The organism is Labrys wisconsinensis (assembly GCF_030814995.1).
GTDB lineage: Bacteria > Pseudomonadota > Alphaproteobacteria > Rhizobiales > Labraceae > Labrys > Labrys wisconsinensis.
This window is the reverse complement of the sequence record NZ_JAUSVX010000011.1, coordinates 210082-234277: the sequence shown is the minus strand read 5'-3', so window position 1 is coordinate 234277 and position 24196 is coordinate 210082. Positions and strand designations below refer to the sequence as shown.

General features: G+C 73.4%; 18 protein-coding genes. 13 read left to right on the top strand and 5 right to left on the bottom strand.

What is annotated here, in order from left to right; translation table 11 throughout:
• Positions 1-30 precede the first annotated feature (30 nt).
• The gene (locus QO011_RS26325; RefSeq protein WP_307278806.1) at positions 31-702 is read left to right on the top strand and encodes a sulfite oxidase-like oxidoreductase; all 672 of its coding nucleotides are present in this window, start codon (positions 31-33) and stop codon (positions 700-702) included.
• 223 nt (positions 703-925) lie between these two features.
• On the opposite strand, the gene QO011_RS26320 is transcribed toward QO011_RS26325, so the two are convergent.
• Complete coding sequence (locus QO011_RS26320; RefSeq protein WP_370882010.1) at positions 926-1558, bottom strand: response regulator; 633 nt, start codon at positions 1556-1558, stop codon at positions 926-928.
• Between the two features lie 14 nt (positions 1559-1572).
• Positions 1573-2937: a HAMP domain-containing sensor histidine kinase gene (locus QO011_RS26315; protein ID WP_307278803.1), complete on the bottom strand. Its 1365-nt coding sequence runs from the start codon at positions 2935-2937 to the stop codon at positions 1573-1575.
• 176 nt (positions 2938-3113) lie between these two features.
• Here QO011_RS26315 and QO011_RS26310 point away from each other — a divergent pair, with 176 nt between their 5' ends.
• From QO011_RS26310 to QO011_RS26280, 7 genes are all read left to right on the top strand, one after another.
• Positions 3114-4103 carry an AAA family ATPase gene (locus QO011_RS26310; protein WP_307278801.1) on the top strand — a complete coding sequence of 330 codons (990 nt, stop codon included), beginning with the start codon at positions 3114-3116 and terminating at the stop codon, positions 4101-4103.
• Positions 4104-4415: 312 nt separating this feature from the next.
• On the top strand, positions 4416-5309 hold the full coding sequence (locus QO011_RS26305; RefSeq protein ID WP_307278799.1) for a DUF58 domain-containing protein: 894 nt from the start codon (positions 4416-4418) through the stop codon (positions 5307-5309).
• Positions 5293-5754: a DUF4381 family protein gene (locus QO011_RS26300; protein ID WP_307278797.1), complete on the top strand. Its 462-nt coding sequence runs from the start codon at positions 5293-5295 to the stop codon at positions 5752-5754. The genes QO011_RS26305 and QO011_RS26300 overlap by 17 nt, the downstream gene beginning before the upstream one ends.
• A 1-nt stretch (position 5755) precedes the next feature.
• Positions 5756-6748 carry a VWA domain-containing protein gene (locus QO011_RS26295; protein WP_307278795.1) on the top strand — a complete coding sequence of 331 codons (993 nt, stop codon included), beginning with the start codon at positions 5756-5758 and terminating at the stop codon, positions 6746-6748.
• Positions 6745-7671: a VWA domain-containing protein gene (locus tag QO011_RS26290; RefSeq protein WP_307278793.1), complete on the top strand. Its 927-nt coding sequence runs from the start codon at positions 6745-6747 to the stop codon at positions 7669-7671. Before QO011_RS26295 ends, QO011_RS26290 begins: the two co-directional genes overlap by 4 nt.
• Positions 7668-8516, top strand: coding sequence for a tetratricopeptide repeat protein (locus QO011_RS26285; RefSeq protein ID WP_307278789.1), 849 nt, complete (start codon positions 7668-7670; stop codon positions 8514-8516). Before QO011_RS26290 ends, QO011_RS26285 begins: the two co-directional genes overlap by 4 nt.
• 176 nt (positions 8517-8692) lie before the next feature.
• Positions 8693-9955: a hypothetical protein gene (locus tag QO011_RS26280; RefSeq protein WP_307278786.1), complete on the top strand. Its 1263-nt coding sequence runs from the start codon at positions 8693-8695 to the stop codon at positions 9953-9955.
• Here the strand turns inward: QO011_RS26280 and QO011_RS26275 are convergent.
• Positions 9921-10856 carry a LysR substrate-binding domain-containing protein gene (locus tag QO011_RS26275; RefSeq protein ID WP_307278784.1) on the bottom strand — a complete coding sequence of 312 codons (936 nt, stop codon included), beginning with the start codon at positions 10854-10856 and terminating at the stop codon, positions 9921-9923. The genes QO011_RS26280 and QO011_RS26275 overlap by 35 nt on opposite strands.
• A 138-nt stretch (positions 10857-10994) precedes the next feature.
• Between QO011_RS26275 and QO011_RS26270 the strand changes: the two genes are divergently transcribed.
• Both QO011_RS26270 and QO011_RS26265 read left to right on the top strand, forming a co-directional pair.
• Complete coding sequence (locus QO011_RS26270) at positions 10995-12362, top strand: FAD-binding oxidoreductase (protein ID WP_307278777.1); 1368 nt, start codon at positions 10995-10997, stop codon at positions 12360-12362.
• Positions 12359-13549, top strand: a complete 1191-nt coding sequence (locus tag QO011_RS26265) for an MFS transporter (protein ID WP_307278774.1) — start codon at positions 12359-12361, stop codon at positions 13547-13549. The genes QO011_RS26270 and QO011_RS26265 overlap by 4 nt, the downstream gene beginning before the upstream one ends.
• Before the next feature lie 43 nt (positions 13550-13592).
• On the opposite strand, the gene QO011_RS26260 is transcribed toward QO011_RS26265, so the two are convergent.
• Both QO011_RS26260 and QO011_RS26255 read right to left on the bottom strand, forming a co-directional pair.
• Positions 13593-16304 carry a tetratricopeptide repeat protein gene (locus tag QO011_RS26260; RefSeq protein ID WP_307278771.1) on the bottom strand — a complete coding sequence of 904 codons (2712 nt, stop codon included), beginning with the start codon at positions 16302-16304 and terminating at the stop codon, positions 13593-13595.
• Between the two features lie 107 nt (positions 16305-16411).
• The gene (locus tag QO011_RS26255; RefSeq protein WP_307278768.1) at positions 16412-18550 is read right to left on the bottom strand and encodes an alpha-galactosidase; all 2139 of its coding nucleotides are present in this window, start codon (positions 18548-18550) and stop codon (positions 16412-16414) included.
• A 185-nt stretch (positions 18551-18735) separates the two neighbouring features.
• On the opposite strand from QO011_RS26255, the gene QO011_RS26250 reads away from it, so the two are divergent.
• The 3 genes from QO011_RS26250 (at position 18736) to QO011_RS26240 (ending at position 24183) form a co-directional block, all read left to right on the top strand.
• On the top strand, positions 18736-19716 hold the full coding sequence (locus QO011_RS26250) for a TAXI family TRAP transporter solute-binding subunit (protein ID WP_307278765.1): 981 nt from the start codon (positions 18736-18738) through the stop codon (positions 19714-19716).
• A gap of 200 nt (positions 19717-19916) precedes the next feature.
• The gene (locus QO011_RS26245; RefSeq protein ID WP_307278761.1) at positions 19917-22277 is read left to right on the top strand and encodes a TRAP transporter permease; all 2361 of its coding nucleotides are present in this window, start codon (positions 19917-19919) and stop codon (positions 22275-22277) included.
• Positions 22278-22356: 79 nt separating this feature from the next.
• Positions 22357-24183: a glycoside hydrolase family 15 protein gene (locus tag QO011_RS26240; RefSeq protein WP_307278758.1), complete on the top strand. Its 1827-nt coding sequence runs from the start codon at positions 22357-22359 to the stop codon at positions 24181-24183.
• Positions 24184-24196: the final 13 nt, after the last annotated feature.

Here is a 24196-nt window from a genome sequence, read left to right as displayed (position 1 = left end):
GAGCACCGCCGCAGCCGAGACGAGACCGCCATGGCCGAGGATCGCGATATCCCTGCCCCGCCCGAGACCAAGCTGACCACGACCAAGCAGCGCTGGGCTCGCGAGGGGCGCTTCCTCACCGGCCGCATCGCCCGGCCGGAGACGGAACGGCTGCCGCCCGGCCAGCATCTGGTCAGGGACTGGCCGGTGCTCGACCTCGGCCTGCATCCCCGCGTCCAGCGCGAGCACTGGCGCCTCGACGTCGACGGCGCGGTCGAGCATCCCGTCAGCTGGGACTGGGCGGCGGTGGAAGCCCAGCCGCAGCGCCGCGAGGTCAGCGACATCCACTGCGTCACCACCTGGTCGCGCTACGACAATGCCTGGGACGGCCTCGCCACCCGCGACCTCCTCGACATCGTCATGCCCAGGCCCGAGGCGCGCTTCGTGGTGCTGCACAGCCATGACGGCTACACCACCAACCTCGCCCTGGAGGATTTCGCCGCCGAGGACGCCATCCTGGCGCACAGCTGGCAGGGCAAGCCGCTGACCTCCGAGCATGGCGGCCCGCTGCGCCTGGTCGTACCGCACCTCTATTTCTGGAAGAGCGCCAAGTGGCTGCAGCGCATCGCGTTCACGGGCGAGGACCATCCCGGCTTCTGGGAGGTCCGCGGCTACCACAACCGCGGCGACCCGTGGACGGAGGAGCGGTATTCGGAGGATTGAGGGCGGGGCGCGAAAGCCTTCTCCACGAAGTGGGGAAGGTGGAGCCACGAAGTGGCGACGGATGGGGTGTGGCCCGCGAGATGGTGTGGTCGAACCAGTCTGCACGATGGTCGCGCAAGCCGAACACAGTCGCAGCCCTGCCCGCCACACCCCATCCGACCTTGCTTCGCAAGGCCACCTTCCCCACTTCGTGGAGAAGGCTTTCGCGCCCCTCCCTCCCCCCTCACCCCGGCTCGTCGTTGCGCAGCAGGCCGGCGGCGATGGCGAGCCAGACGAGGTGGGCGTCGGTGCGGGCGCCGAGCTTGGCCTTGATCTGGTAGTGGTAGTTCTGCACCGTCTTCAGGCTGAGGCACAGCGCTTCGGCGATATCCTCGGCCGGCATGCCCGAGGCGACCATGCGCAGGATCTCGATCTCGCGCGGGGCGAGGTCCTCCAGCGGCGAGGCGCGGTTCGACAGCCGCTCGGCGGCGATCTCGCGGGCGATGTCGCCGCTCATCGCCCGCCGCCCGCGCGCCACCTGCTCCACCGCCCCCATCAATTCGTCCGGCGCGCTGCTCTTGGTGACGTAGCCGGCGGCGCCGGCCTCGAAGGCTTTCAGCGCGAAGGCCGCGGCCTGGTGCATGGTGAACACCAGGATGCGGGCGTTGCGGTCCCATTGCCGGATGTGGCGCACCGCCTCCAGGCCGCCCGGGCCCGGCAGCGACAGGTCCATGATCACCACGTCGGGCGAGGTCTCGCGATAGGCGCGATAGGCGTCGGCGGCGTTCTCGGCCTCGGCCACCACGCGGTAGCCCGGCCGGCGCTCCAGCAGCCGGCGATAGCCCTCGCGCACCACCGGGTGATCGTCGACCAGCATGATCGACAGCCCGCTCACGACGCGCGCGCCTCCGCCAGGGTCGGGATCGCCGCCGAGACCCGCACGCCGCCGGCGGAGCGGCCGATCGACAGCGTGCCGCCGAGCGCCCCGATGCGCTCGCGGATGCCGAGAATGCCGAGGCCGGGGGCGCCGGCGACCTGGTCGGGATCGCCGCCGCCGTCGTCGTCGACCACCAGCACCACCGCACTGTCCTCGACGCCGGCCCGGCTCACGCGCACCGTCACCTCGCTCGGCCGGCCGTGACGGGCAGCGTTGGTCAGGCATTCCTGGGCGATGCGGTAGACGTTGAGCGCCTCCTGGGAGGAGACGGCGGCGAGATCGCCCTCGACCTCCAGGCGGAATCGCGTGCGCGCGCCGGCCTGGGCGTTCCAGGCCGCCACCATGCGGCGCAGGCTCGCCTCCAGCCCGAGCTCGTCGAAATCGGGCGGCCGCAGGCGCATCAGCGCGCCCTTGAGCGTGGTCATCATCTGCGTGGTGACGCGCGAGATGGCGCGGGCATCGTCGCCGAGGTCCGGCCGGTCCGGCGGAGCCCCGGCCGCGATCGAGGCGGCGAGCGCGCTGGTGGCGGTCAGGCATTGCCCGAACTCGTCGTGCAGGTCGCGCGCCAGCGCCCGCCGCTCGTCCTCCTGCACCTGGAACAGCCGCCGCGTCAGCGCGGTACGCTCGGCTCCGGTGCGCTCGAGACGGCTGGCGAGGTCGTTGAAGGCCCGGGCGATACGGCTGAACTCCGCCGTGGGGAAGTCCGGCAGGCGGCTCGACAGGTCGCCCTGCTCCAGGCGGCGCAGGCCCTGCATGATGGTCTGCGCCGGCATCAGCGCGTGCCACACCGCCATGGCGGCGAGCAGGGCCATGCCGGCCGCCATCGCCGCCGCCATGCCGGCGACGATGCGAAACTGATGCCAGGCCCGGGTCGCCGCCGCCACCGGGTCGTGCGTCGCCACGACGATGCGCACCGGCTGGTCGACGATGCGGACCTCGGCTTCAGCCGGCGCGCCGGGATCGAACACCACGCCGAAGGCCTCGCGGAACCAGTCCGGCGCGGTCGTGCCCAGCGTGTTCCAGCCGCTGCACAGCCGCCGCCGGGCATTGTCCGGCTGGTCGAACTCGACGCAGATGCCGGGCGACATCACGCCGAGCATGGCGATGTAGGAGCGGGTCGGCGCGCTGGCGCTGTAGCCCCAGCCGGCGCTGCCGAGCATGTAGAGCCGCTCCAGCTGGTAGGCGACGCGCTGGGCCGACTTGGCCGTCTCGGTGCGGACCATGGCGTCGGTGTCCGCCACCACCCAGGCCACGGCGCAGCTCAGGCACAGCAGCGCCACCGCGGCGATGCGCAGGATCAGTCGCATCAACAGGCTCATGGTCCCGTCCTCCCGGCCGGATCACGAAGCCCATCTCGCGCGCCGATCGCGCGCGAAGGCAAGAGCCGCGATGAGAAGTCGGGCAAATTGCCCAAGCCGACACGGGAAACACGCCCTACAACGGAACTCCCGGATCGTCACCGTCGGGCCGTCACGCCGAGGACCCCGGAGCCGCCATGGAAATCGTCCGCACCGCCGCCGATGTCGAAGCGCAGACCCGCTCGCGGGTCGCCGCGCTGGCGCAGGCGCTGGAGAAGAGCCTGATCGGCCGCAGCCCGCTGGTCGAGCGGCTCCTGATCGCCCTGCTCGCCGGCGGCCATATCCTGATCGAGGGCGTGCCGGGCCTGGCCAAGACGCGGGCGGTGAAGCGCCTCGCCGCCGGCCTCGATGCCTCCTTCGCCCGCATCCAGTGCACGCCGGACCTGATGCCGGCCGACCTGACGGGCACGCCGGTCTGGCGGCCGGACCGCGGCGTGTTCGAGTTCGTCGCCGGCCCGGTGTTCCACACCCTCGTGCTGGTCGACGAGATCAACCGTGCCCCGCCCAAGGTGCAGTCGGCGCTGCTGGAGGCCATGGCCGAGCGACAGGTGACCGCCGGCGGCACGACGCACGCGCTGCCCGACCCGTTCATGGTGGTCGCCACCCAGAACCCGATCGAGCACGAGGGCACGTTCCCGCTGCCCGAGGCGCAGCTCGACCGCTTCCTGTTCCACGTCGCCGTCGACCTGCCCGACGGCGCGACCGAGCGCGCCATCCTCGACCTCGTCGAGCAGGAGAGCGCGGCGGCGCCGGAGGAGGCCCGCCATCGCCTCGGCGTCGCCGAGATCCACGCCGCCCGTCGCGAGACCATGGCCGTCCATCTCGCCCCGGCGCTGAAGGACTATGCCGTCCGCCTGGTGATGGCGACGCGCGACGGCTCGGCGGGCGAGGACGTGCGCACGGCGATCGAGCACCCGGTCTCGCCGCGCGGCACGCTCTCGCTGGCCGCCGCCGCCAGGGCGCGCGCCTATCTGCACGGCCGCGCCTACGCCACGCCCGACGACGTGCGCGACCTCGCGCCCGACATCCTCGCCCACCGCCTGGGCCTCGCCTGGCGCGCCAAGGCCGACGGCGAGACGGCGCGCGGCCTGGTGGCGCGGATCCTCGACCGGGTCGCGCCGCTCTGACTGGGAGGTGACGATGGGAGCCAAGACCAGGGCCTGGATGCAGCCGGGGAGCGGGGAGAAGCGCCGGACGCGGGCTGATTTTCAGCGAGGCAAGACAGGGCGTGGGAAGGCGATGGACGCAACGCCGGTCATCCCCTCTCCCGGCCGGGAGAGGGGCAGGGGCGAGGGTCTGATCCCGTCCCATGAAGACTATCGGCTGGCTGCACCACGGCAGCAAAGCGGCTGGCCATTCTCGGAAGCGTCCACCCCCTCCCCCCTCCCCTTGCGGCCCGCCCCGTCCCCGGCGCCACCCGCCCCACCTCGCCGCGCCCGATGACCGTCGCCGGTGCCGAGACTGACCCCGAAGCGCTCCTGCGCCTGCGCCACCTCGTGGCGCGAGTCCGCCCGGCGCGGGAGGCCACCACCGCCATGCCCGGCCCGATCGTCACGCGATGGCGCGGCCGCGGCAGCGAGCCCGACGACATCCGCCTCTGGTCGCACGGCGACGACATCCGCCACATCGACCGCAACACCACGGCCCGCACCGGCGTGCCGCATGTCCGCACCTTCCGCAGCGAGCGGGATTCGACCATGCTGCTGATGGCCGACTTCCGCCCGCCCATGCTGTTCGGCACCCGCCGCGCCTTGCGCTCGGTGGCGGCGGCGGAGATCCTCGCCCTGGCCGGCTGGCGGGCCGTCGGCCTCGGCGCCAAGGTCGGGCTGCTGGCGGTGGGAGGCCCCGAGCCGATCTTCGTCCAGGCCACGGCCGGCGAGCGTGCCATGCCGGCCGTGATCGGCGCCCTGCACCGCGCCCATGCGCGGGCCTTGAGCGAGACGGTGCCAGACAGGACGGCGCTGAGCGATATGCTCGAGATGGCCGCCGCCCTGGCGCCGCGCGGCGGCGTCATCCTCGCCGCCACCGGCCTCGACCAGCCGGGCGACCGGTTCGAGACCGAAGCCCGACGCATCGGCCGGCGCTGCGACCTCGGCATCGCCCTGGTCAGCGACGCCTTCGAACGCAAGGCGCCGCCGGGCACCTACCCCTACCTCACCTTCGATGGTGCGCGCGGGGTGCGCCTCGTCCGCCGCGATCTGCCGGCCGACGATCACGGCCCGCGGATCGCGGCGCTGCGGGCGCTCGGCCTGCGGGCCGTCCGCTTCGACGCAGAGCAGCCGCCGCAGGCGCAGTTGCGGGCGCTGGGAGAGCTCCATGGCGATGCCAGCTGACCCGCTCGCAGCCCTCAGGCCCATCCGCCTGCCGGCGCCGCCCGCCTCGTCCCTCGTGGAGATGCTGGTGCTCGCCGCCGCGGCCGGCATCGCCTGTGGCCTGCTGCTGACGGCGCTCCTTGCGGCGCGGGCGGCGCTGGCACGGCGCCGCAGCCCGGCGGGCGAAGCGCTGGCCGCCCTGGCCGCCGCGCGTGGCCTGGCGCCGGGCGAACGGCTCTGCGCGCAGGCCGCTGCGCTGCGGCGCTACGTGGCGGCGACCGCCGGCGCGACCAGAGGCCGGATTCAGGGTGCGGCCTGGCTCGCCACCCTCGACGCCGCCTTCGCCACCGATGTCTTCACGGCCGGCGCGGGCCGTGCCCTGGGCGAGGCGCTCTACCAGCCGCTCGACGGCGCGGATCCCGAAGCCCTCGACGCGCTGCTGCGCGGGCTGCTGCGGGCTGCCTGACATGCCCGTCTTCGCCACCCCTCTCGCCTTCCTGGCCCTGCCCCTGCCGCTGCTCGTCGCCCTGGCGCTGCGCCGGGGCCCGGCCGCGATGGCCGCGCTGCGCGTCCCCGCCGCGCTGGCCGGCACAGGCGATGATGCCGCGCGGGTCCGCGCCGACGCTCCCGGCCGCGTGCTGGCGGCGCTCGCCTGGCTCGCCCTGGTCGTCGCCATGGCCGGGCCGCAGACGCTGATGCCGAACGCGGCGCTGCCGATGAGCGGGCGCACGATCATGCTGGTGCTCGACTTCTCCGGCAGCATGGAGACCCGGGACTTCACGCTCGACGGCCAGCCGATCCGGCGCATCGATGCGGTCAAGTCGGTGGCCGCCGAGTTCCTGCGTCGCCGCGCCGGCGACCGCGTCGGCCTGGTGCCCTTCGCCGAGGAGGCGCAGCTCGCCGCCGCGCCGACCTTCGACCTCGAGGCCGTCGCCCATGCGCTCGACAACATCGAGATCGGAATGCTCGGCCGCTCCACCGCCATCGGCGACGGGCTCGGCCTGGCGCTGAAACGGCTGAAGGATGCGCCCGCGCCCGGCCGGGCCGTGGTGCTGCTCTCGGACGGCGCCAACACGGCCGGCGCCGTCAGCGCCCATGCCGCCGCCGACCTCGCCCGGGCGCTGGGCATCCGGGTGCACACCATCGCCCTCGGCACCGACACGGGCGGCGCCGTGGCCGGCGACGGGTCAGACGCCGTCGACGAGGCGACCCTCGCCGACATCGCCCGCACCAGCGGCGGCGAGACCTTCCGCGTGCGCACGACCGAGGACCTCCGGACGGTGACGGCGGCGATCGACCGCCTCGAGGCCGGCGACATGCCGGCGGCCGCGGTGACGGTGGCGCGCGAGCTCTGGCCCTGGCCGGCCGCCCTGGCCCTGCTGCTCTGCCTCGCCGGCTTCGCGCTGCAGGCCGGCATGCCCCGGCTTTCCATCGTCCTCATCGGAGGCCGCACGCGGTGACCCTGCCCGACCTCGCCCTGCTGCGCCCGGCCTGGCTGCTGGCCCCGCCGCTGCTCCTCGTCCTGGCCCTGCTCGCCTGCCGCCGCGGCGGCCTCGGCGACTGGCGCCGTGCCGTCGACCCGCATCTGATGGCGGTGCTGGAGCGTCGCGGTGCGATGGTCGCGGCAGCCCGGCAGGGCCTGGCGCTCTCACCCTGGCTGCTGGCCGCAGCAGCGATCGGCGCGGCGCTGGCCGGGCCGGCGATCCGGCGGTCCGGCGCCGAGACCTTCCGCAACCTCGACGCCCTGGTGATCGCGCTCGACGTGTCACGTTCCGTGGCCGAGGGCGGCGCGCTGCCGGAGGCGCGGCTCGCCGCGATGCAGGTGGCCGAGGCGGCAGGCTCGCGCCAGGTGGCGCTGGTGCTGTTCGCGGGCGACGCCTATCTCGCCGCTGATTTCAGCACCGACCGCGACCTGCTGCGCCCCCTGCTCCTCGGCGCCACGACGGAGCTGGTGCCCGATGGCGGGAGCCGGCCCGCCCGCGCCGTGGCGCTGGCGAGAGCCCTGCTGGGCGGGGTCGGCACGCTCGGCGGCGACGTGGTGCTGGTGACCGACGGCGGCGGCGCCGACGCGGCGGCCCGGGCGGCGGCACGGGACCTGGCGGCGGCGGGCCACCGGCTGCACGTGCTGTTCGTGCCCGCGCCGACGCGCCGGCCGACCGCGCCCGAGCCCGAACGGGCAGCGGCGGCGCACCTGGCCGAGGCCGGCGGCGGCGCCTTCGCCGACGTGCTCGATCCCGCACCGGTCGTCGCGGCAGCCGGGGGCGACGCCGGCACGCGACTCGGCGCCGGCGCCTATGCCGCACTGGTCTGGCGCGATCTCGGCCGAGCCGGCCTGGTCCTGGCCGCCGTTCCCCTGCTCCTGCTGTTCCGGAGGCGGGCATGAACGGCCTCACCGTCGCTGGCGCGGCGCTGCTGGTCGCCGGCCTCGCGGTCCTCTCCGGCGGCGACCGCGGCGGGCGGTTGCTGCTCGCCATGGGCCTGCCGACCCCGGCGGCTGCCGCGCTGCGCGACCCGGCCTGGCGCGGCGCCGCCCTCTACCAGGCGGGCCGCTACGCCGAGGCCGCGGCCGAGCTGCGCAACACCCGCAGCGCCGAGGCCGCCTACAATCTCGGCAACGCCTTCGCGCGCAACGGCAATCTGCCGCTGGCGGTCAAGGCCTACGACATCGCCCTGAAGCGGGACCCGGCCGATGCCGACGCTCTCGCCAACCGGGCGCTGGTCCAGGCCCTGCTTAAGGCTCGCTCCGAGCCCCAACCGGCCGACAAGGCGCTGGGCACGGCGAATGCGACGGCGACCGCCGAGCACCAGGCCGGCGAGAACGAGGTCGGCGGCGACGATAAGGTTCGCTCCACCACGGGCGATGGCATGGCCGGCCAGCGCGAGGCCGGCGCCGAGGCCGGCAGCCCCGGCAGCAGCCGCGTCGACCGTCGCGGCGCGCCGCAGCCGGGCGATCCGGCCGCCGGGGCAGCGCAGGCCCGCGGGGCGGCAGCGGCGACCGCCGGACGCGCCGGCCGGCGCGGCGGCCAGACCGTCGTCGCGGCCTCGGACGAGCCCGCCGCGCAGTCGCCGGCCCTGATGGCGCAGACCGAGGACAACCGCGCCACGCTGCAATGGCTGGCCGCGATCCCGGATGACCCCGTCCGGTTCGTTCGCCTGCGCATCGCCGCCGAGCACCAGCGACGCCTGGCCGCCGGGACAGCCGTGCCGGGGCAGGGAGCGGGATGGTGATGGGGCGGATCATCCGGAGGGCAACTCGGCACGTCCCCACGAGGATGCAAGAGCCTTCTCCACGACGTGGAGGAAGGCTTTTCGCTCATGTCCGCAAAGGTTTCGCGGCGCTGGCCCGGTGCATCCCCTCTCTTCTCCTCGCCCTTCCAGCCCTTGCTCCCGCCTGCGCCGCCGATGTGCCCGGCGCGCGGCTCTGGGTCGACGTCGACCCGCTCGGCCGCCCGCCCTATGTCCAGGAGATGGTGCTGCTGCGCATCCGCGGCAGCTTCACGATGCCGATCACCCTGGAACGACTGGAGCAGCCCGACCTCGCCGGCTTCCGCTGGCTCAAGGTCGGGCGCGACGCCTGGTACGACACCGTGCAGGACGGGCGCCAGGCACGCGGCTTCCAGCGCACCCTCGCGGTCTACCCCCAGCGCAGCGGCACCCTGAGCATCGCGCCCTTCGTGCACCACCTCACCATCCTCGACGCCGGCGGGGCCCGCGCCACCCTCGAGCTCGCAACCCCGCCCCTCGCCCTCGCCGTGGCGCCGGCGCCCGTGCCGAAGGAAGCCTGGTGGCTGCCGGCGCAGGGCCTGACCGTGACGGACACCTGGAGCGCCGATCCCGAAACCCTGCAGCCCGGCCAGTCCGTCCGCCGCACGGTGACGATCGAGGCGCAGGGCGTCACCGACGACCAGCTGCCGCCGCAGCCCGCCATCCGCGTGCCGCAGCTGATCGCCTTTCCCGACGAGCCGCAGCGCGAGACGGTGATCGGCGTCGCCCCGGTCGCCGCGACCGGCGAGCAGAAGCGCCAGACCCTGCCGAAGCCCGGCCGCCTGGCGGAGGTCCGCGGCGCCGACGGCCCCAAGGCCAAGGTGGCCTATGCCTGGGAGATCCGGCCGACCAGCGACAGGGCCGTCGACCTGCCGGAGATCCGCATCCCCTGGTTCGACACCGGACGCAATGCCATGGCTCTCGCCGTGCTGCCGGCCCGGACGGTGGCGATCGCGCCGGCCGGCCCGACCCTGGCGGAGATGGAGCGCGGCCTCGGCATCGCCGCCGCTGCCGGCGCCACGAACGCGCCGCGTTACGCCGACTGGACGCTGGCGGCGATGGCCTTCCTGCTGGCCCTCGCCGCCAGTCTGCTCCTCGCCGGCCGGAGCCTCGGGATCGGCGCGCTCCGGCAGCGCCTGCACGCGGCGCTGGACCTGCGCCGGACCCTCGGCGCGCTCTCGGCGAGCGCCGCCGCCGGCCGCCCGGCCGAAGCCTGGCAGGCCCTCCGGCGCCTGACCGCCCTCGACGGCCCGGTGGGATGGCTGGCCTCGCCCGAAGCGCGGAGCGCCGCCGCCGCACTGGAGGCGGCCGCGTTCGGGCCGATGAGCCCGGATGCCGCCGGGGTGCGGTCCGCGGCAGCGGACCTCCTCAGGGCGCGGCGGCGGCGCTCCCGTTCGAATTGAACGCGGTCTGGATCCACGTCGCGAACGCGTCGAGCAGCGCGGCGCGCGGGTTTTGGGGCAGCCGAGTGAGATAGAACCCGTACCCCGGCAATGACAGGGGATGCGCCCGCACCAGGGCGCCGCTCTCCAGGTCGCGTCCGACCACCACGTCGCTGCAGATGGCGATGCCCTGCCCGGCGACGACGGCATCGATGGCGTGCAGCTCCTCCCGGAAGCTGAGGTCCCAGGGGCGCTCCATGGCCGGCAGGTCAGGATCGATCGAGCGCGCCACCGCGAGCCACTGGCGCCAGGTCGGCGCCTCGGGATCGCGGTTGGTCCAGTCGTAATGGATCAGGGGAAAGTCGAGAAGATCGGCGGCGCGCCGGACCGGCGGCCGGCCGGCGAGCAGCCGCGGGCTGCAGACCGGACAATAGCTGTCGCGGCGGAATTCCTGCACGACGAAGTCGAGCGGCGGCTGGCGCGCATAGCGGATGGCGATATCGGCAGCACCGGCGCGCAGGTCGAGCACATGGTCGGTGCCGATGATCTCCAGCGGGATGCCCGGGTTCTCCTCCCGCCACCGGGGCAGGCGCGGCACCAGCCAACGGCTGGCGAAGGCGTTCGGGCTGGTGACGCGCAGCGAGGCCTGCGCCTGAACATCCGACAGGGCCGAGATCGCCTGGGCGAAGGCGTCGAAACCATCGCGCAGGGCGGGAAAGAGCCGGGTGCCGGCGGCGGTCAGCGCGAGCGGCCGCGGCCGGCGCTGGAACAGACGGCAGCCGCAGGTCTCCTCCAGGAGCCGAATCTGGTGGCTGACGGCGGTCGGCGTCACGCCGAGCTCGCCGGCGGCCCGCTTGAAGCTGCCGTGCCGCGCCGCCGCCTCGAAGGCGAGCAGGGCACGCAGGGGCGGCAGCTTTCGCATCGGATGCGGCGCTTGTGGATGAATTCTGCTCATCCAGTACCTGAGTTCTTCGCCTTTGCAAGGGCTTGCCGCGGCGTGGAACGATCGGCTGCAGCAGGCCGGGGGGAAAGCATGGCGCAGCCACGATCGGATCGGGGCATGGGCGGGGAGGCCGTGCTGGCCCCGTCGGCGGTGGCGGATCTTCGCCGCCGGCTGCGGGGCGACGTGGTTCTGCCGCAGGATGCCGCCTACGAGGCGGCGCGGCGCGTGTGGAACGGCGCCGTCGACCGGCGGCCCGGCATGATCATCTTCTGCGCCGATGCCGACGATGTCGTCGGCGCCGTCTATTTCGCGCGGACGCACGATGCGAGGGTGGCGGTCCGCAGCGGCGGCCACAATGTCGCCGGCCTGTCGGTCTGCGACGGCGGCGTGGTGATCGACCTGTCGCGCATGAAGAGGATCGAGGTCGATCCAATCCGCCGGGTGGCGCGCGCCGAAGCCGGCCTCCGGCTGGGCGAGTTCGACCGGGCGACCCAGGCTCACGGCCTGGCGACGACGATGGGGGTCAACGGCCATACCGGCATCGCCGGCCTGACCCTCGGCGGCGGCTTCGGCAAGCTCGGCCGCAAGCATGGGCTCGCCTGCGACAACCTGCTCGCGGCGGAGGTCGTCACCGCCGACGGACGGCGGCTGCTGACCAGCGCCGACGAGCATCCCGACCTGTTCTGGGGCCTCAGAGGCGGCGGCGGCAATTTCGGCATCGTCACCGCGTTCGACTATCGCCTGCACCCGGTGGGCCCTGCCCTCCTGGTGGCGTCCGTGCTGCATCCCGTCGCGCGGGCACGCGAGGCCATGCGCTTCTACGACGACTTCGCCCGCAGCGCCCCCGATGAGGTCAGCGCCGATGCCGCCCTGGTGGCGCTGCCGTCGGGCGAGCGGTTCTTCAGCATCTCCGCCTGCCATGTCGGATCGGCCGAGGCCGGCGAGGCCGCCCTCGCTCCGCTGACCAGGGTCGGCACACCGGTTGAAAGCCGGCTCGCGGCGGTTCCCTACCTCCAGATCCAGTCGAACGGCGACAGCCTGTTCCCGCCCGGCCGGCGCTATTACTGGAAGGCGCAGTTCATGGACGCGATCTCGGAGGACGCCGTCGACGCCCTGCTCGACGCCTTCGCGCCGGCGCCGCCCGGCTCGCTCATGGTCTTCCAGCAGGTCGGCGGCGCCATCGCGCGCGTGCCGGCATCGGCCTCGCCCTATGCCCATCGTCAGGCCGCCTTCGACTGCTTCCCGATCGCCATCTGGGACGATGCCGCGCAAGACGAGGCCCATGTCGGCTGGGCGCGAGCCGCCTGGACCGCGGCCACCCCCTATTCGACGGGTGGCGTCTACGCCAACAATCTCGGCGAGGAGGGCGACGAGCGCGTCCGCGCCGCCTATGGCGGGAACCATGAGCGCCTCGTCGCGCTGAAGCGGGCCTATGACCCGACCAACCTGTTCCGGCGGAACCAGAACATCCGGCCGGACGCATGACGGGGCCGGACCGTCGCTGGACGATCCTGGCCGTGCTCTTCGTCGCGCGGGCGGCGATGGCCTTCCAGTTCCAGAGCGTTGCGGCCCTTGCCCCGGAGCTCGGCAGGACCATCGGCACGGACCTCGCGGATCTCGGCCTCCTCATCGGCCTCTATCTCGCCCCGGGCATGGTCCTCGCCTGGCCGGGGGGCGCCCTCGGCCGCCGCTTCGGCGACAAGACGGTGGTCTTGGCCGGACTGGCGCTGATGCTGGCCGGCGAGATCCTGGCGGCAGCCTCGCCCGCATGGGCCGTGCAGATCCTCGGGCGCCTCGTCGCCGGCACAGGCGGCGTCCTCCTCAACGTCCTGACCGCGAAGATGATCGCGGACTGGTTCGCCGGCCGCGCCATCGCCACGGCCATGGCGATTTTCGTCGGCTCCTGGCCCGCCGGCCTCGCCCTGGCCCTGCTGATTCTCCCGCCGATGGGGCTGGCCTTCGGGCTCGGCGCGGTCCACGCGAGCGTCATCGGCCTGATCGCGATCGCCGCCGGCCTGGTCGCCGGCGCCTACCGCTCGCCCCCGGGACCGGTCGCCGCCCCTGCCGGCGGGCACGGCGCCCTCGCCGTTCCCGAGGCCGGTGCCGTTCTCGCCGCGGGCTCGCTCTGGAGCCTCTACAACATCGGCCTCGCCATGGTGTTCAGCTTCGGTCCGGCAATGCTCGCCGAACGCGGCTGGTCCGGCGCGATCCCCGGCTCGCTCGTCAGCCTCGTCCTGTGGCTCGTGCTCCTGTCGGTGCCGCTGGGCGGCCGCCTGGCCGACCGGAGCGGGCGTGGCGGCGCCATCCTCTGCGCAGGCTGCCTCGCCTTCGCGGCGCTGCTGATCCTGCTGCCCCGGTGCGGATCGGTGCTTCCCGTCGTTCTTGCGCTCGGCATCGTCGCCGGCCTGCCGGCCGGGGCGATCATGAGCCTGCCGGCACGCGTGCTCGCCCCGCAGGACCGGGCCGTCGGCATGGGCCTGTTCTTCACGATCTACTATGCCGGCATGCTGATCGGGCCGCTGCTCGGCGGGGAGATCGCCGTCCGGGCCGGCAATGTCGGCGCGGCGCTCGACTTCGGCGCGGCGGTCCTTCTCGCCTGCCCCGTCATGCTCGGGGTCTTTCACCTCGCCGCGCCGCGAGCCAGGCGCGGCACGCCGGCGCAGGCCCGGTAGCCCTGATGCGCGGAAGACCGAAGCGGCGCAGGCGCTCCGGTCCCTACTTTCCCTTGTCCAGCGCCGCCACCTCCGCCGCCCCCTTCCGGCGCGCCGCCTCCTCCACGCCGGCCGGCCCCCTCGCCTTGGCGAGCGCGATCAGCGCCGTTCGCGAGGTCTCGTCGCAGCCGTCCTCGCCGAGCTTTTTGGCGCCGGCGTGCTGCGCCGCCTCGCGCACCGCGTCGCAGGCACCGGGAGCGAGGACCAGCTGCTGCATCAGCCCGCCCAGGGTGAGCGGGTCCTGCAAGGCCGGCGTGTCACGCAGGGCAGCGACGAAAGCCGTGCCGAAAGTGCCGATCTTGTGGTCCTGCATCATCTGCGTCACGTCGAAGGTGACGGCAAAGTCCAGCTTGTCGATGCCGTCTGGCCGGCGGACCATCAGGTCGAGCGCATAGCGCGTCACCTCCTCCGGCGTGACCACGTTGCGGACGAAATCGGCCTGGTGGTAGTTGGAGACCAGCGCCCAGCGCGATGCGACGTCGCCGTAGCGCGCCAGGCTGTTCAGCGCCTGGATCACCACGCGGCGCTCCGCCTTGGACCTCACCGTCTGGGCGGCCTGCTGCGTCCGTGCCCGCACCCGATCGACGATGTCCGCCGGCAGCCCGCCGGACAGCGCCGCCGGCGTCGCCGCTTGCGGATCGGCCTCGTCCGGCAGCGGCCCCTTGGCGTCGACCCAGGCGGCGAGCGCCTTGCGGGCGTCGGGGCCCCAGAAGCCCTGCGGCTCGCAGGCGTAGAAGCCCTCTTGGTGGAGGATGCGCTCCATCTCGACCCTGATCTCGTCCGGGAGAGCCTTGAGGGTCGGGACGAGCACCGCCTCGTCCAGCCCGACCGGGGCGAGGCGGAAGGCGTCCAGCACCGCGTGCGCCAGGGCGGTCGTGCCAGCGTCGTTGGCGCGGCTGCCGGAGAACAGGCCGGCGAAGGCGATCTCGGCGCCGCTGGGGCCGAACCCGCGCGCGGCCAGGGTCCCGGCATTGACGGCGAGCGCGATGCGCTCGGTGACGCCCTCGCGCAGGGTCACCAGCTTGTCGAAGCCGTCGAAGGTGAAGGCGCCGGCCAGCCGCTCGCGGGCGTCGAGCGAGCCGCGCCGGGCCGCCTCGCGCCAGGCATGCACGCGCTCGCGCGGGTTCTTGGCCACGCCCAGGCCCTCGTCATAGGCCTCGCCCAGCAGCACCATGGCTTCGACGCTGCCGAGATTGGCGGCACTGGTCAGGTTGGCCGTCGCGGTCTGGTCGTCCTGGGGATAGAGCACGCCCTGGCGCTGCAGCTTGGCCTGGAGCAGGAAGGCCGGCGCCTCCTTGCGGGCGATGCCGTCGGCGATCAGGGCCTTCAGCGCCGGGTCGTCGAGGCCGCCGTCGCGGCGGGACGGCCTCTCGGTGTTCGAGTCCAGGCCGGCATATTGCGTGCCGGCCAGCAGATAGAGCGCGGCGCGATCCCCCTTGTCGGCCAGCGGCTGCAGCAGGCGACGGCCGCCGTCGACATCGGTGAAGGGAGCGGGTCCGAAGATCTTCAGCCGCGCCAGCGCCAGGGCGGCGCCGGGCTCGTCCACGGTCGCGGCGGCCGTGAGCCGGTCGACGAGGCCGGCTGGATAGTCGAGCGTCGGGTGATCGTCGATCACCAGGTCCACGAGCCGGATGGCGGCGTCGATATCGCCGCTGCGGAACAGGACGCGGGCCGCTTCCTGCGGCTGGCGCCCGACGAAGCGGTTGTCGAGCAGCAGGCCTGCCAGCACCGGCCCGGCATCGGCGACATATTTTTCGCGGTCGCCGCGCAGCAGCGCGATCGCGCCCTTGCCGTCGACGGGTCCCCCCTCGCCTTCGGCCATCATTGCGGCCAGGGCCGGCACGACATGGGCGTCGCCGGCGTCGGCCCGCTGCTGCAGCAGCGCCCGGGCCTTCACCGGATCCTTGGCCGTGCCGCGGCCGTGGCGGAGAGCCGCGGCGACCGCCAGGGCCACGCCGCTGTCGCCCGAGGCGACCACACCCTCCAGGGCGGTGAAGGCGGCGGCCTGCTCGGCGGCGGGAAAGCCGTCGCCGAGCAGCACCAGCTCCGACGCCGCCCGGGGCATGAAGGCGCGTATCGCGCTCTCATAGCGCCCGGGCGGCCAGGGCCCCGGCGGCAGGGCCGCGACCTGGCGCGCCACCGCGAGGGCCTTGGCGGCGTCGCGGCGATAGAGCGGGCCGTGGCGATATTGCGAGAACAGCGTCGCCAGCGCCTCGAGATGGCCGGCCGACGCCGCCTGCTCCAGCCCGACCAGCGCCTCCGCCCGCGAAAGGCCGAGCCGATCGGCGTCCGGCCCTCCATCGAAGCGCTCGAACAGCCGGAACAGGAGATACTTCGCCTCGGCACTGCCGCCCTCGGCGAAGGGCCGCAGCAAGGGGACGAAGGCCGCCGTCTCCTGGCCGCCGATGACGATCTGGATGCGCAGCATCTGCAATTGCAGGCGCTTGTCCCCGGGCGCGGCGCGCTCCGCCTCGGCGCAGGCCAGCGCCAGCGGCTTCAGCTTGGTGAAGTCGAAATCGGCCGGCATGAGCTCCGCGTCCCAGACCGGCGGCGCCTTGGCCCCGGAGTCGAGCGGCACGGCCGCACCGGCATCGCAGGCCTTGATCGCCGCCAGCGCGGCCTCCGGCAGCAGCTGATCCGCTGCGGCGCGGGCGAGGGGCACCGGCGCGGCCAGCCACGCGGCCATGGCGAGCACCCGGCATAGGTGGTGCGGCATCGCGGATCCTCCCTGGTCCGGGCATGATAACCCAGCGTCAGGAACGGCGGAATGATCAGGAGGAACAGGGATGGAGGGAATGAGACGAGCGCCGTCGCTGCCGTGGGTTACTCCGCCTCCAGCTCGATCAGCACCGCCGCTTCCGGGCCGAGCATCGGCACGGGCAGGCCGATGATGGCGAGATCGTCGCCGCCGACCGCGCGCTCGCCGGTGAACACCGGCTTCTGCGCCGCCGAGAAACGGCCGAGCTCGGCGGCGGGGTGGACGCCGGCCACCCGCCAGGCCCGGGCGGGATCGGCGCCGGCGATGCGCACCGGCGGCGGCGCCTCGCGCAGCATCAGCCGCGCCTCGGCGACGAAGACGAGGATCCGCCCGGCGGCGTTGTCGACCACGCCGTAGACGTGCCGGCCGTCGCGGACCGGCTGGCGAAAGCGCGTGCCGGCCCCGTGCAGCACCGGGCGCAGCCGCTTGTAGAGCGCGATCCAGCCCGCCAGCTCGGCGCGTTCGCCCTCCGCGAGCTTGAGGGGGTCGAGCTCGATGCCGAGATGCCCCTCCATGGCGACGAGCGCCCGGAAGGCGAGATCGTGCGCCCGGCCGGTCAGATGGTTGGGCGAGGGAGAGATGTCGCAGCCCATCACCTCCGGCGGCAGGAACAGCGCGGCACCGGCCTGGATCTCCAGGCGCTCGACCGGATCGGTGCAGTCCGACAGCCAGCTGCGATGGGTGCGGGCCAGGATGCCGTAGTCGATGCGCCCGCCCCCGCCGGAGCAGTTCTCGATCTCCACCCGCGGATGCGCCGCCCGCACCTTGTCGATGAGGGCATAGGCTGCCCGCGTCCGCCGCGCGGCCGCCGGCCGGCCGGCGCGATCGCCGGCGGCGGCGAGGTCGCGGTTCATGTCCCATTTGATGTGGACGATCGCCAGCTCCGACAGGAGCGCGTCGACGCAGCCGAAGACATGGTCGAAGACGTCCGCGCGCGTCAGGTCGAGCACCAGCTGGCGGCGGGCGGTGAGCAGCGGCCGGCCTTGCACCTGCAGCGCCCAGTCGGGATGGGCGCGGTGGAGGTCGGACTCCGGGCTGACCATCTCCGGCTCGAGCCAGAGGCCGAACGCCATGCCGAGGCCGGTGACGTGGTCGACCAGCGGCTTCAGCCCGTCGGGATATTTGCGCCGGTCGACGGTCCAGTCGCCGAGGGAGGAGCCGTCGTCGTCGCGCCGGCCGAACCAGCCGTCGTCGACCACGAAGCGCTCGACGCCGAGCGCCGCGGCGGCGCTGGCCTGCGCCTTCAGGGTCTCGACCTCTTGGCTGAAATAGGTGCCCTCCCAGGTGTTGAGGATCACCGGCCGCGGCGTCATCGCCCCGCCCGGCCAGGTGAGGACATCGGCGCGGACATGGGCGGCAAGGCCGCGGGCGATACCCTCGACGCCGTCGGGCCGCGCCAGCATGTGCACGGTCGGGCTCTCATAGGCCTCGCCGGGGGCGAGGCGCATCTCGCCGGGCTCGAACCACTCGCCGGCATGCACCAGGCGGCGGCCGTCGTCGAGCCGGTCGATCGCCAGGACATGGTTGCCGCTCCAGCCCAGATGCAGGCCGTAGGCGAGGCCGGGCTCCTCGGCCGCGGCGAGCACCAGCGTCGGCGAACGGTCGTGCGAGGTGCGCCCGCGCCGGTTCTCCTGCAGCCAGACCGCAGCGCCCAGCCGGTCGCGGCGCTGGTGGAACTCGCGGCACCAGGCGCCCTCGAAGCTCAGCACGTCCCCGGCCGCCGCGTCGACCAGCATGGTGCCGGCCATGCAGCGGTCGAGCTGGTAGGGCGTCTCCCCCCCGTTGGTCAGGCACACGCGCATGGTGAGGACGTCGCCGGCTGACATGGCGAGCTCGACGGCGAGCGCGACACGGGCCACCGGATCGGTGGCGCGCAGCACCGCGGCGCCGGGGCGCTCCTCCGCCGTCCAGTCGCGGAACTCGAGGGTCCAGTCGCGCCCGTCGCGATGGCCCTGGATCGCCGGCCAGGACGGGTTGCCGAGCGCCCCGGTCGGCAGCAGCACCGCCGCCGGCGGCGCCGGCCCGTCGACGCTGTTGGGCCGCCCGCCCCGCGCCGCCAGAACCGCAGCCGCCTGCAGCCCCGCCGGCGCGCGATGGGCGCGCCGGGACCAGCCGAGGATCGGCGGCATGCCGCGCTCGGGCAGGCCGACGAGCAGCGAGGAGCCGGGTCCGGCGAGGTGGACGACCGGGAAATCTGCTGCCATGGCCTGCCTTCCGATGCGGTGGGCTGCGACGATGCGGAGCGGCCGGTCGCCCGTCAAGCCGCGACGCGGGGTCCGCCCGGAGCAAGACCAAGCTCCGGCTTGCGGCGCGCCGACCCGGCCCTATGATCCCCTGCGAGGCAAGCCGCCGGCAAGAGCGGCATCACATCAGCCTGGGGAGGCACCACATGTCGGACGTCATCGTCAGCCGTCGCTCCGTGCTCGCGCTCGGAGCCGGCGCCGCTCTCGCTTTTCCACCCTTTGCTCTGGCGCAGTCGCGCATCCGCATGGTGATCGTCACCGGCGGCACCGGCGGCGTCTTCTATCCCTATGGCGGCGGGCTCGCCAAGATCCTGTCCGAGCGTGTGCCGAACCTGCAGGCGACGGCGCAGGTCACCGGCGGCTCGGTCGACAATGCCAAGCTCCTGCATGCCGGCGAGGCCGAGCTCGGCTTCTCCACCGTCGATTCCGCCTATGACGCCATCGAGGGCCAGGGCGCCTATGCCGCGGACGGCAAGCAGGACATCCGCGTCCTCGCCGTGCTCTACGATTCCTTCCTGCACGTCGTCGCCAGCGGCGACGCCGGCATCGCCCGCGTCGCAGACCTCAAGGGCAAGCGCGTCTCCGTCGGCTCGGCCGGCTCCTCGACCGAGTCCATCGCCGACCGCGTGCTGGAAGCCGCCGGCCTCGACCCTCGGGCCGACGTGACGCGCGACAATCTCAGCGTCGCCGAATCCGTCGGCGCGCTCAAGGACGGCAAGGTCGCCGCCTTCTTCTGGATCGGCGGCGTGCCGACCGCGGCGGTGCGCGACCTCGCCACCTCGGGCCAGCCATCCGTCACCTTCATCCCGACCGAGGCCGAGCTCGCCGCCATCGAGACGAAATATCCCGGCCAGTACCGGCCCTTCCTGCTGCCGAAGACCGCTTATGCCGGCATGACGGCCGACACGCCCGGCCTCGGCGTCGCCAATGTGCTGATCGTGCCGACCAAGGCCGAGGACAGCCTCGTCACCACCATCCTGGACGGGATGTTCGCCAACCTCGACGAGATCCACAAGGTCCATCCCGAGGCGCGCAAGCTGGCGCTGGCGACCGCGGCCGTGAAGACGGCGGTGCCGTTCCACCCGGCGGCGGAGGCCTATTACAGGGCCAAGGGCGCTCTGAAATAGGGCGGAGCCTTCGGCAGCCGCATCGAGCGCAACGCCGACTTTTCCCCTCCCCCTTGTGGGGAGGGAAGGCCCAGGCGTCGCGCGTTTGCCGGCAACTGTCGCGTCTCGCTCCACCGCCAAGTGCAGATGTCCTCCGAAGCGTTGCGCTCCCTGGGTCCAGGCAGTGCCATTCCCCTCCCCTGCCAAGCCAGGCCCACCCCATGCGCGAAACCGAGACCAGGGTCGAGCTGACCGAGGAGGAGCTGGAGACGCTCTCTTCCGACAACGAGGGCGGGCCGGCCGCCAAGGTGACGGGCTGGCTCGGCTGGCTCACCGCCGCCGCGCTGTTCGCCCTCTCGGCCTATGCGCTCTACTGGACCCAGTTCTCCGTCAACACCACGGTCTACCGCGTCAGCTTCCTCGCCGTGGTGCTGATGCTGGTGTTCCTGCTCTATCCCATCGTGCGCGGGGAGCCGCACCGGCCGCGGCCGGCGACGCCGGAGGAATGGCTCTGCGGCCTCGTCGGCGTCGCCTGCTGCGTGGCGCTGGCGGCGCAGAGCGGCATCTTCAGCCGCAGCCCCTGGGCCGGCCTCCAGCTGGCGCTGGTCGCCCTGTGCTTCGGCCTCGCCCCCTTCGCCACCCGCAGCCGCGTGCTGATCGAGACCCGTGCCCTCGACTGGATCCTGGTCGGCCTCACCCTTGCCACGGCGCTGGTCCTGTCGCTGACCATCGACGACTACAAGGCACGGCCGACCCGGCCGACGCCGGAGGAGCTGGTGCTCGGCGGCGCGCTGATGCTGTTCGTGCTGGAGGCGAGCCGGCGCACGGTCGGCTGGGTGCTGCCGGCGATCGCCCTCGCCTTCCTGCTCTACTGCAGCTTCGGGCCATGGATGCCCGAACCGTTCGACCATCGCGGCTTCTCGCTCGGGCGCATCATCGGCCAGAACGCGCTGACGCTGGAGGGCCTGTTCTCGACGCCGCTCGACGTCGCCTCCAGCTTCATCATCCTGTTCACCATCTACGGCGCCGTGCTGGAGCGGGGCGGGGCCGGCAAGTTCTTCATCGACTGGGCCTTCGCCCTGTTCGGCAAGCGCCCCTCGCCCTCCGCGCCCGGACGGGCGGTGGTGACCTCCGGCTTCCTGCTCGGCACGGTCTCGGGCTCCGGCGTCGCCACCACCGTGACCATCGCCTCGCTCGCCTGGCCGATGCTGCGGCGTTCCGGCTACACGCCCAACGTCGCCGGCGGCATGCTGTCGGCGGCCGGGATCGGCGCCACCTTGTCGCCGCCGACGCTGGGCGCGGCCGCCTTCATCATCGCCGAGTACCTCAACGTCGATTATCTCGACATCCTGGTCTACGCCACGATCCCGACGCTGCTCTACTACCTCGCCTGCTGGCTGACCACCGAGGCGGATGCCCGCAAGCTCGGGGTCAAGCCGGTCAAGACCTCCGACGCCTCGCTGTGGGAGCTGACGCGGCGCGAGGGCTACCACTTCCTCTCCCTCGCCGCGATCGCCGTGTTCCTGCTGCTCGGCTTCACCTCCTTCATGGCGGTGTTCTGGTCGATCGCCATCGCCTTCGCCCTGTCGATGATCCGGCCGCACAGCCGCCTCGTGACGCCGTCCGCCTTCGTTTTGGGGCTGGCCGCCGGGGCGGCGGCGTGGATCGCCGGCCGCTCCGGCGCCGCCGCCGGGCTCGGCCTCGGCAACCTCTTCGACGCCCGCCTCTCGGTGGCGGTGTTCTGGGGCATGGCGGCGGCGGTCGCCGCCTCGGGCGTGCAGACGCTGCTCGCCCGGCGCGCCGGCCGCGAGGCCGACCCGGCGGCGACGCGCATGATCGCGGCGCTGGTGGACGGCGCCCGCGCCCTGCTCGGCATCGGCGCGATCTGCGCCTGCGCCGGCATCATCGTCTCGGTGGTCAACCTCACCGGCCTCGGCCTGACCATCTCCTCGATCATCGTCACCCTCGGCGGCGGCGACCGGCTCGCGGTCATCCTGCTGGCGGCGGTCGCCATGTGGGTGCTCGGCACCGCCGTGCCGGTGACGGCGAGCTACATCATCGCCGCGGTCATGCTGGTGCCGGCGCTCACCAATGTCGGCGTGCCCGAGGCGGCGGCGCACATGTTCATGTTCTACTACGCCGTGCTGGCCGACGTCTCGCCGCCGACGGCGCTTGCCCCCTTCGCCGCCGCCGCCATCACCGGCGGCACGCCGTTCAACACCATGCTGCAGGCCTGGAAATACACCCTGCCGGCCTTCCTGGTGCCGTTCATGTTCTGCCTGACGCCGAACGGGCTCGGCCTGCTGATGCTGACCCCGGACGGACACTGGCCGATCACGGCGATCGACTGGCTCGCGGTGCTCATCACCACGCTCACCTCCTGCCTGGCGCTGCTGGGCCTGTCGGTGGGCGCTACCGGCTACGCCCTGCGCCCGGTCAACGCCGTCGAGCGCTGCCTCGCCACCGGCGGCGGCGCCCTGCTGCTCGCCGCCGACGGCCGTGCCGACGCTGCCGGGGCGGCGTTGCTGGCCGCGGCGCTGGCGTTGCACTGGCTGCGCGCCGGACGCGCCGCGCCGGCCTGAGGCGGGATCGTCGCCCCTCGCCCACACCGGGCGAGCGGAGAGAGCGGAACCGTTCCGCTCCTGATGCGTTCACAGAGCCATGCCGTCCCATCCCAGCCGCATCGAGGACTACGCGCTGATCGGCGATTGCGAAGCCGCCGCCCTGGTCGGGCGCGACGGCTCGATCGACTGGCTGTGCTGGCCGCGCTTCGATTCCGACGCCTGCTTCGCCGCGCTCCTGGGGACGCCCGACAATGGCCGCTGGCTGGTCGCGCCGGCGGGGACGGTGACCGCCACGGCCCGGTCCTATCGCGGCGACACGCTGATCCTGGAGACGCGCTTCACCACCGAGGAGGGCACTGTCCGCCTGGTCGATTTCATGCCGCTGCGCGACGGCATCAGCCTGGTGCGCCTGGTGATCGGCGAGACCGGCGCGGTGGCGATGCGCACCGAGCTCGTCATCCGCTTCGGCTACGGCGCGCACGTGCCCTGGGTCACCCAGCCGGAGCAGGGCCTGCTGCAGGCGGTCGCCGGACCGGACATGATCGCCCTGCGCACCGACGTTCCCCTCGCCGGCGTCGGCATGAAGACCGAGGGCGCGTTCACCGTCGCGGCCGGCGAGACGGTGTCCTTCGTGCTCTCCTACGGCCCCTCGCACCGGCCGCCGCCCCTCGGCATCGACCCGGCGAAGGCCCTGGCCGGCACCGAGGCCGCGTGGAGCGACTGGATGGGTCGCTCGCGGCCGCAAGGCCCCTGGGCCGACGCCGTGGCCCGCTCGCTGGTGACGCTGAAGGCCCTGACCTATGCGCCGACGGGGGGCATCGTCGCGGCGCCGACCACGTCGTTGCCGGAGACGCTGGGCGGCGTGCGCAACTGGGACTATCGCTTCTGCTGGCTGCGCGATGCGACGCTGACGCTGATGGCGCTGATGAACGCCGGCTTCTACGAGGAAGCGAAGGCCTGGCGCGACTGGCTGCTGCGCGCCGTCGCCGGCGACCCCGCGCAGGCGCAGATCATGTACGGCATCGCCGGCGAGCGCCGCCTGTCGGAATGGACGGTGGACTGGCTGCCCGGCTACGAGGGCTCGCGCCCGGTGCGGATCGGCAACGCCGCTGCGGACCAGATCCAGCTCGACGTCTATGGCGAGGTGATCGACAGCTTCTACCAGGGCCTGGTGGGCGGCCTCGCCCTCGACGATACCGGCTGGTCGATGCTGCGGGCCCTGCTGAAGGAGCTCGAGCAGCGCTGGCGCCAGCCCGACCGCGGCATCTGGGAATCGCGCGACACGCCGCGCCACTACACCTTCTCCAAGATCATGTGCTGGGTCGCCTTCGACCGGGCGGTGCGGATGGCGAGCGAGTTCGGACTGGCCGGGCCGGTGGAGCGCTGGCGCACGCTGCGCCGGGAGATCCATGCCGACGTCCTGAAGCACGGCTTCGACGAGCGCCTCGGCAGCTTCGTCGCCTGGTACGGCTCGGACATGCTCGACTCCAGCCTGCTGCTGGTGCCGACCACCGGCTTCCTGCCGCCGACCGACCCGCGCCTCGCCGGCACGATCGCCGTCATCGAACGGCGCATGATGTCCGGCGGCTTCGTGCTGCGCCACGACCCGCGCCTCGGCGAGACCGGGCTCGATCGCAGCGAAGGCGCCTTCATCGCCTGCAGCTTCTGGCTGGCGGACGCCTATGTGCTGCTCGGCCGACGGGCCGAGGCGGAACGCCTGCTGCGGCGCCTGATGGACCTGCGCAACGATGTCGGCCTGCTCGCCGAGGAATATGACGCCGTGCTCGGCCGCCAGCTCGGCAACTTCCCGCAGGCCTTCTCGCACGTGGCGCTGATCAACACCGTCCACAACCTCGTGCACGAGCTCAAGCCGGCCGAGCAGCGCTCCGGCCACGAGAGTCCGGCACCGGCCGGGTCGGCCTGACTCGAAACGCCGG

Bases quoted from the DNA above. Each gene is read 5' to 3' on its own strand.
- QO011_RS26310 (WP_307278801.1), top strand. From the start codon at position 3,114: ATGGAAATCGTCCGCACCGCCGCCGATGTCGAAGCGCAGACCCGCTCG.
- QO011_RS26320 (WP_370882010.1), bottom strand. From the start codon at position 1,558: ATGCTGGTCGACGATCACCCGGTGGTGCGCGAGGGCTATCGCCGGCTG.
- QO011_RS26315 (WP_307278803.1), bottom strand. From the start codon at position 2,937: ATGAGCCTGTTGATGCGACTGATCCTGCGCATCGCCGCGGTGGCGCTG.
- QO011_RS26285 (WP_307278789.1), top strand. From the start codon at position 7,668: ATGAACGGCCTCACCGTCGCTGGCGCGGCGCTGCTGGTCGCCGGCCTC.
- QO011_RS26250 (WP_307278765.1), top strand. From the start codon at position 18,736: ATGTCGGACGTCATCGTCAGCCGTCGCTCCGTGCTCGCGCTCGGAGCC.
- QO011_RS26305 (WP_307278799.1), top strand. From the start codon at position 4,416: ATGACCGTCGCCGGTGCCGAGACTGACCCCGAAGCGCTCCTGCGCCTG.
- QO011_RS26270 (WP_307278777.1), top strand. From the start codon at position 10,995: ATGGGCGGGGAGGCCGTGCTGGCCCCGTCGGCGGTGGCGGATCTTCGC.
- QO011_RS26255 (WP_307278768.1), bottom strand. From the start codon at position 18,550: ATGGCAGCAGATTTCCCGGTCGTCCACCTCGCCGGACCCGGCTCCTCG.
- QO011_RS26245 (WP_307278761.1), top strand. From the start codon at position 19,917: ATGCGCGAAACCGAGACCAGGGTCGAGCTGACCGAGGAGGAGCTGGAG.
- QO011_RS26275 (WP_307278784.1), bottom strand. From the start codon at position 10,856: ATGCGAAAGCTGCCGCCCCTGCGTGCCCTGCTCGCCTTCGAGGCGGCG.
- QO011_RS26265 (WP_307278774.1), top strand. From the start codon at position 12,359: ATGACGGGGCCGGACCGTCGCTGGACGATCCTGGCCGTGCTCTTCGTC.
- QO011_RS26240 (WP_307278758.1), top strand. From the start codon at position 22,357: ATGCCGTCCCATCCCAGCCGCATCGAGGACTACGCGCTGATCGGCGAT.
- QO011_RS26260 (WP_307278771.1), bottom strand. From the start codon at position 16,304: ATGCCGCACCACCTATGCCGGGTGCTCGCCATGGCCGCGTGGCTGGCC.
- QO011_RS26325 (WP_307278806.1), top strand. From the start codon at position 31: ATGGCCGAGGATCGCGATATCCCTGCCCCGCCCGAGACCAAGCTGACC.
- QO011_RS26300 (WP_307278797.1), top strand. From the start codon at position 5,293: ATGGCGATGCCAGCTGACCCGCTCGCAGCCCTCAGGCCCATCCGCCTG.
- QO011_RS26295 (WP_307278795.1), top strand. From the start codon at position 5,756: ATGCCCGTCTTCGCCACCCCTCTCGCCTTCCTGGCCCTGCCCCTGCCG.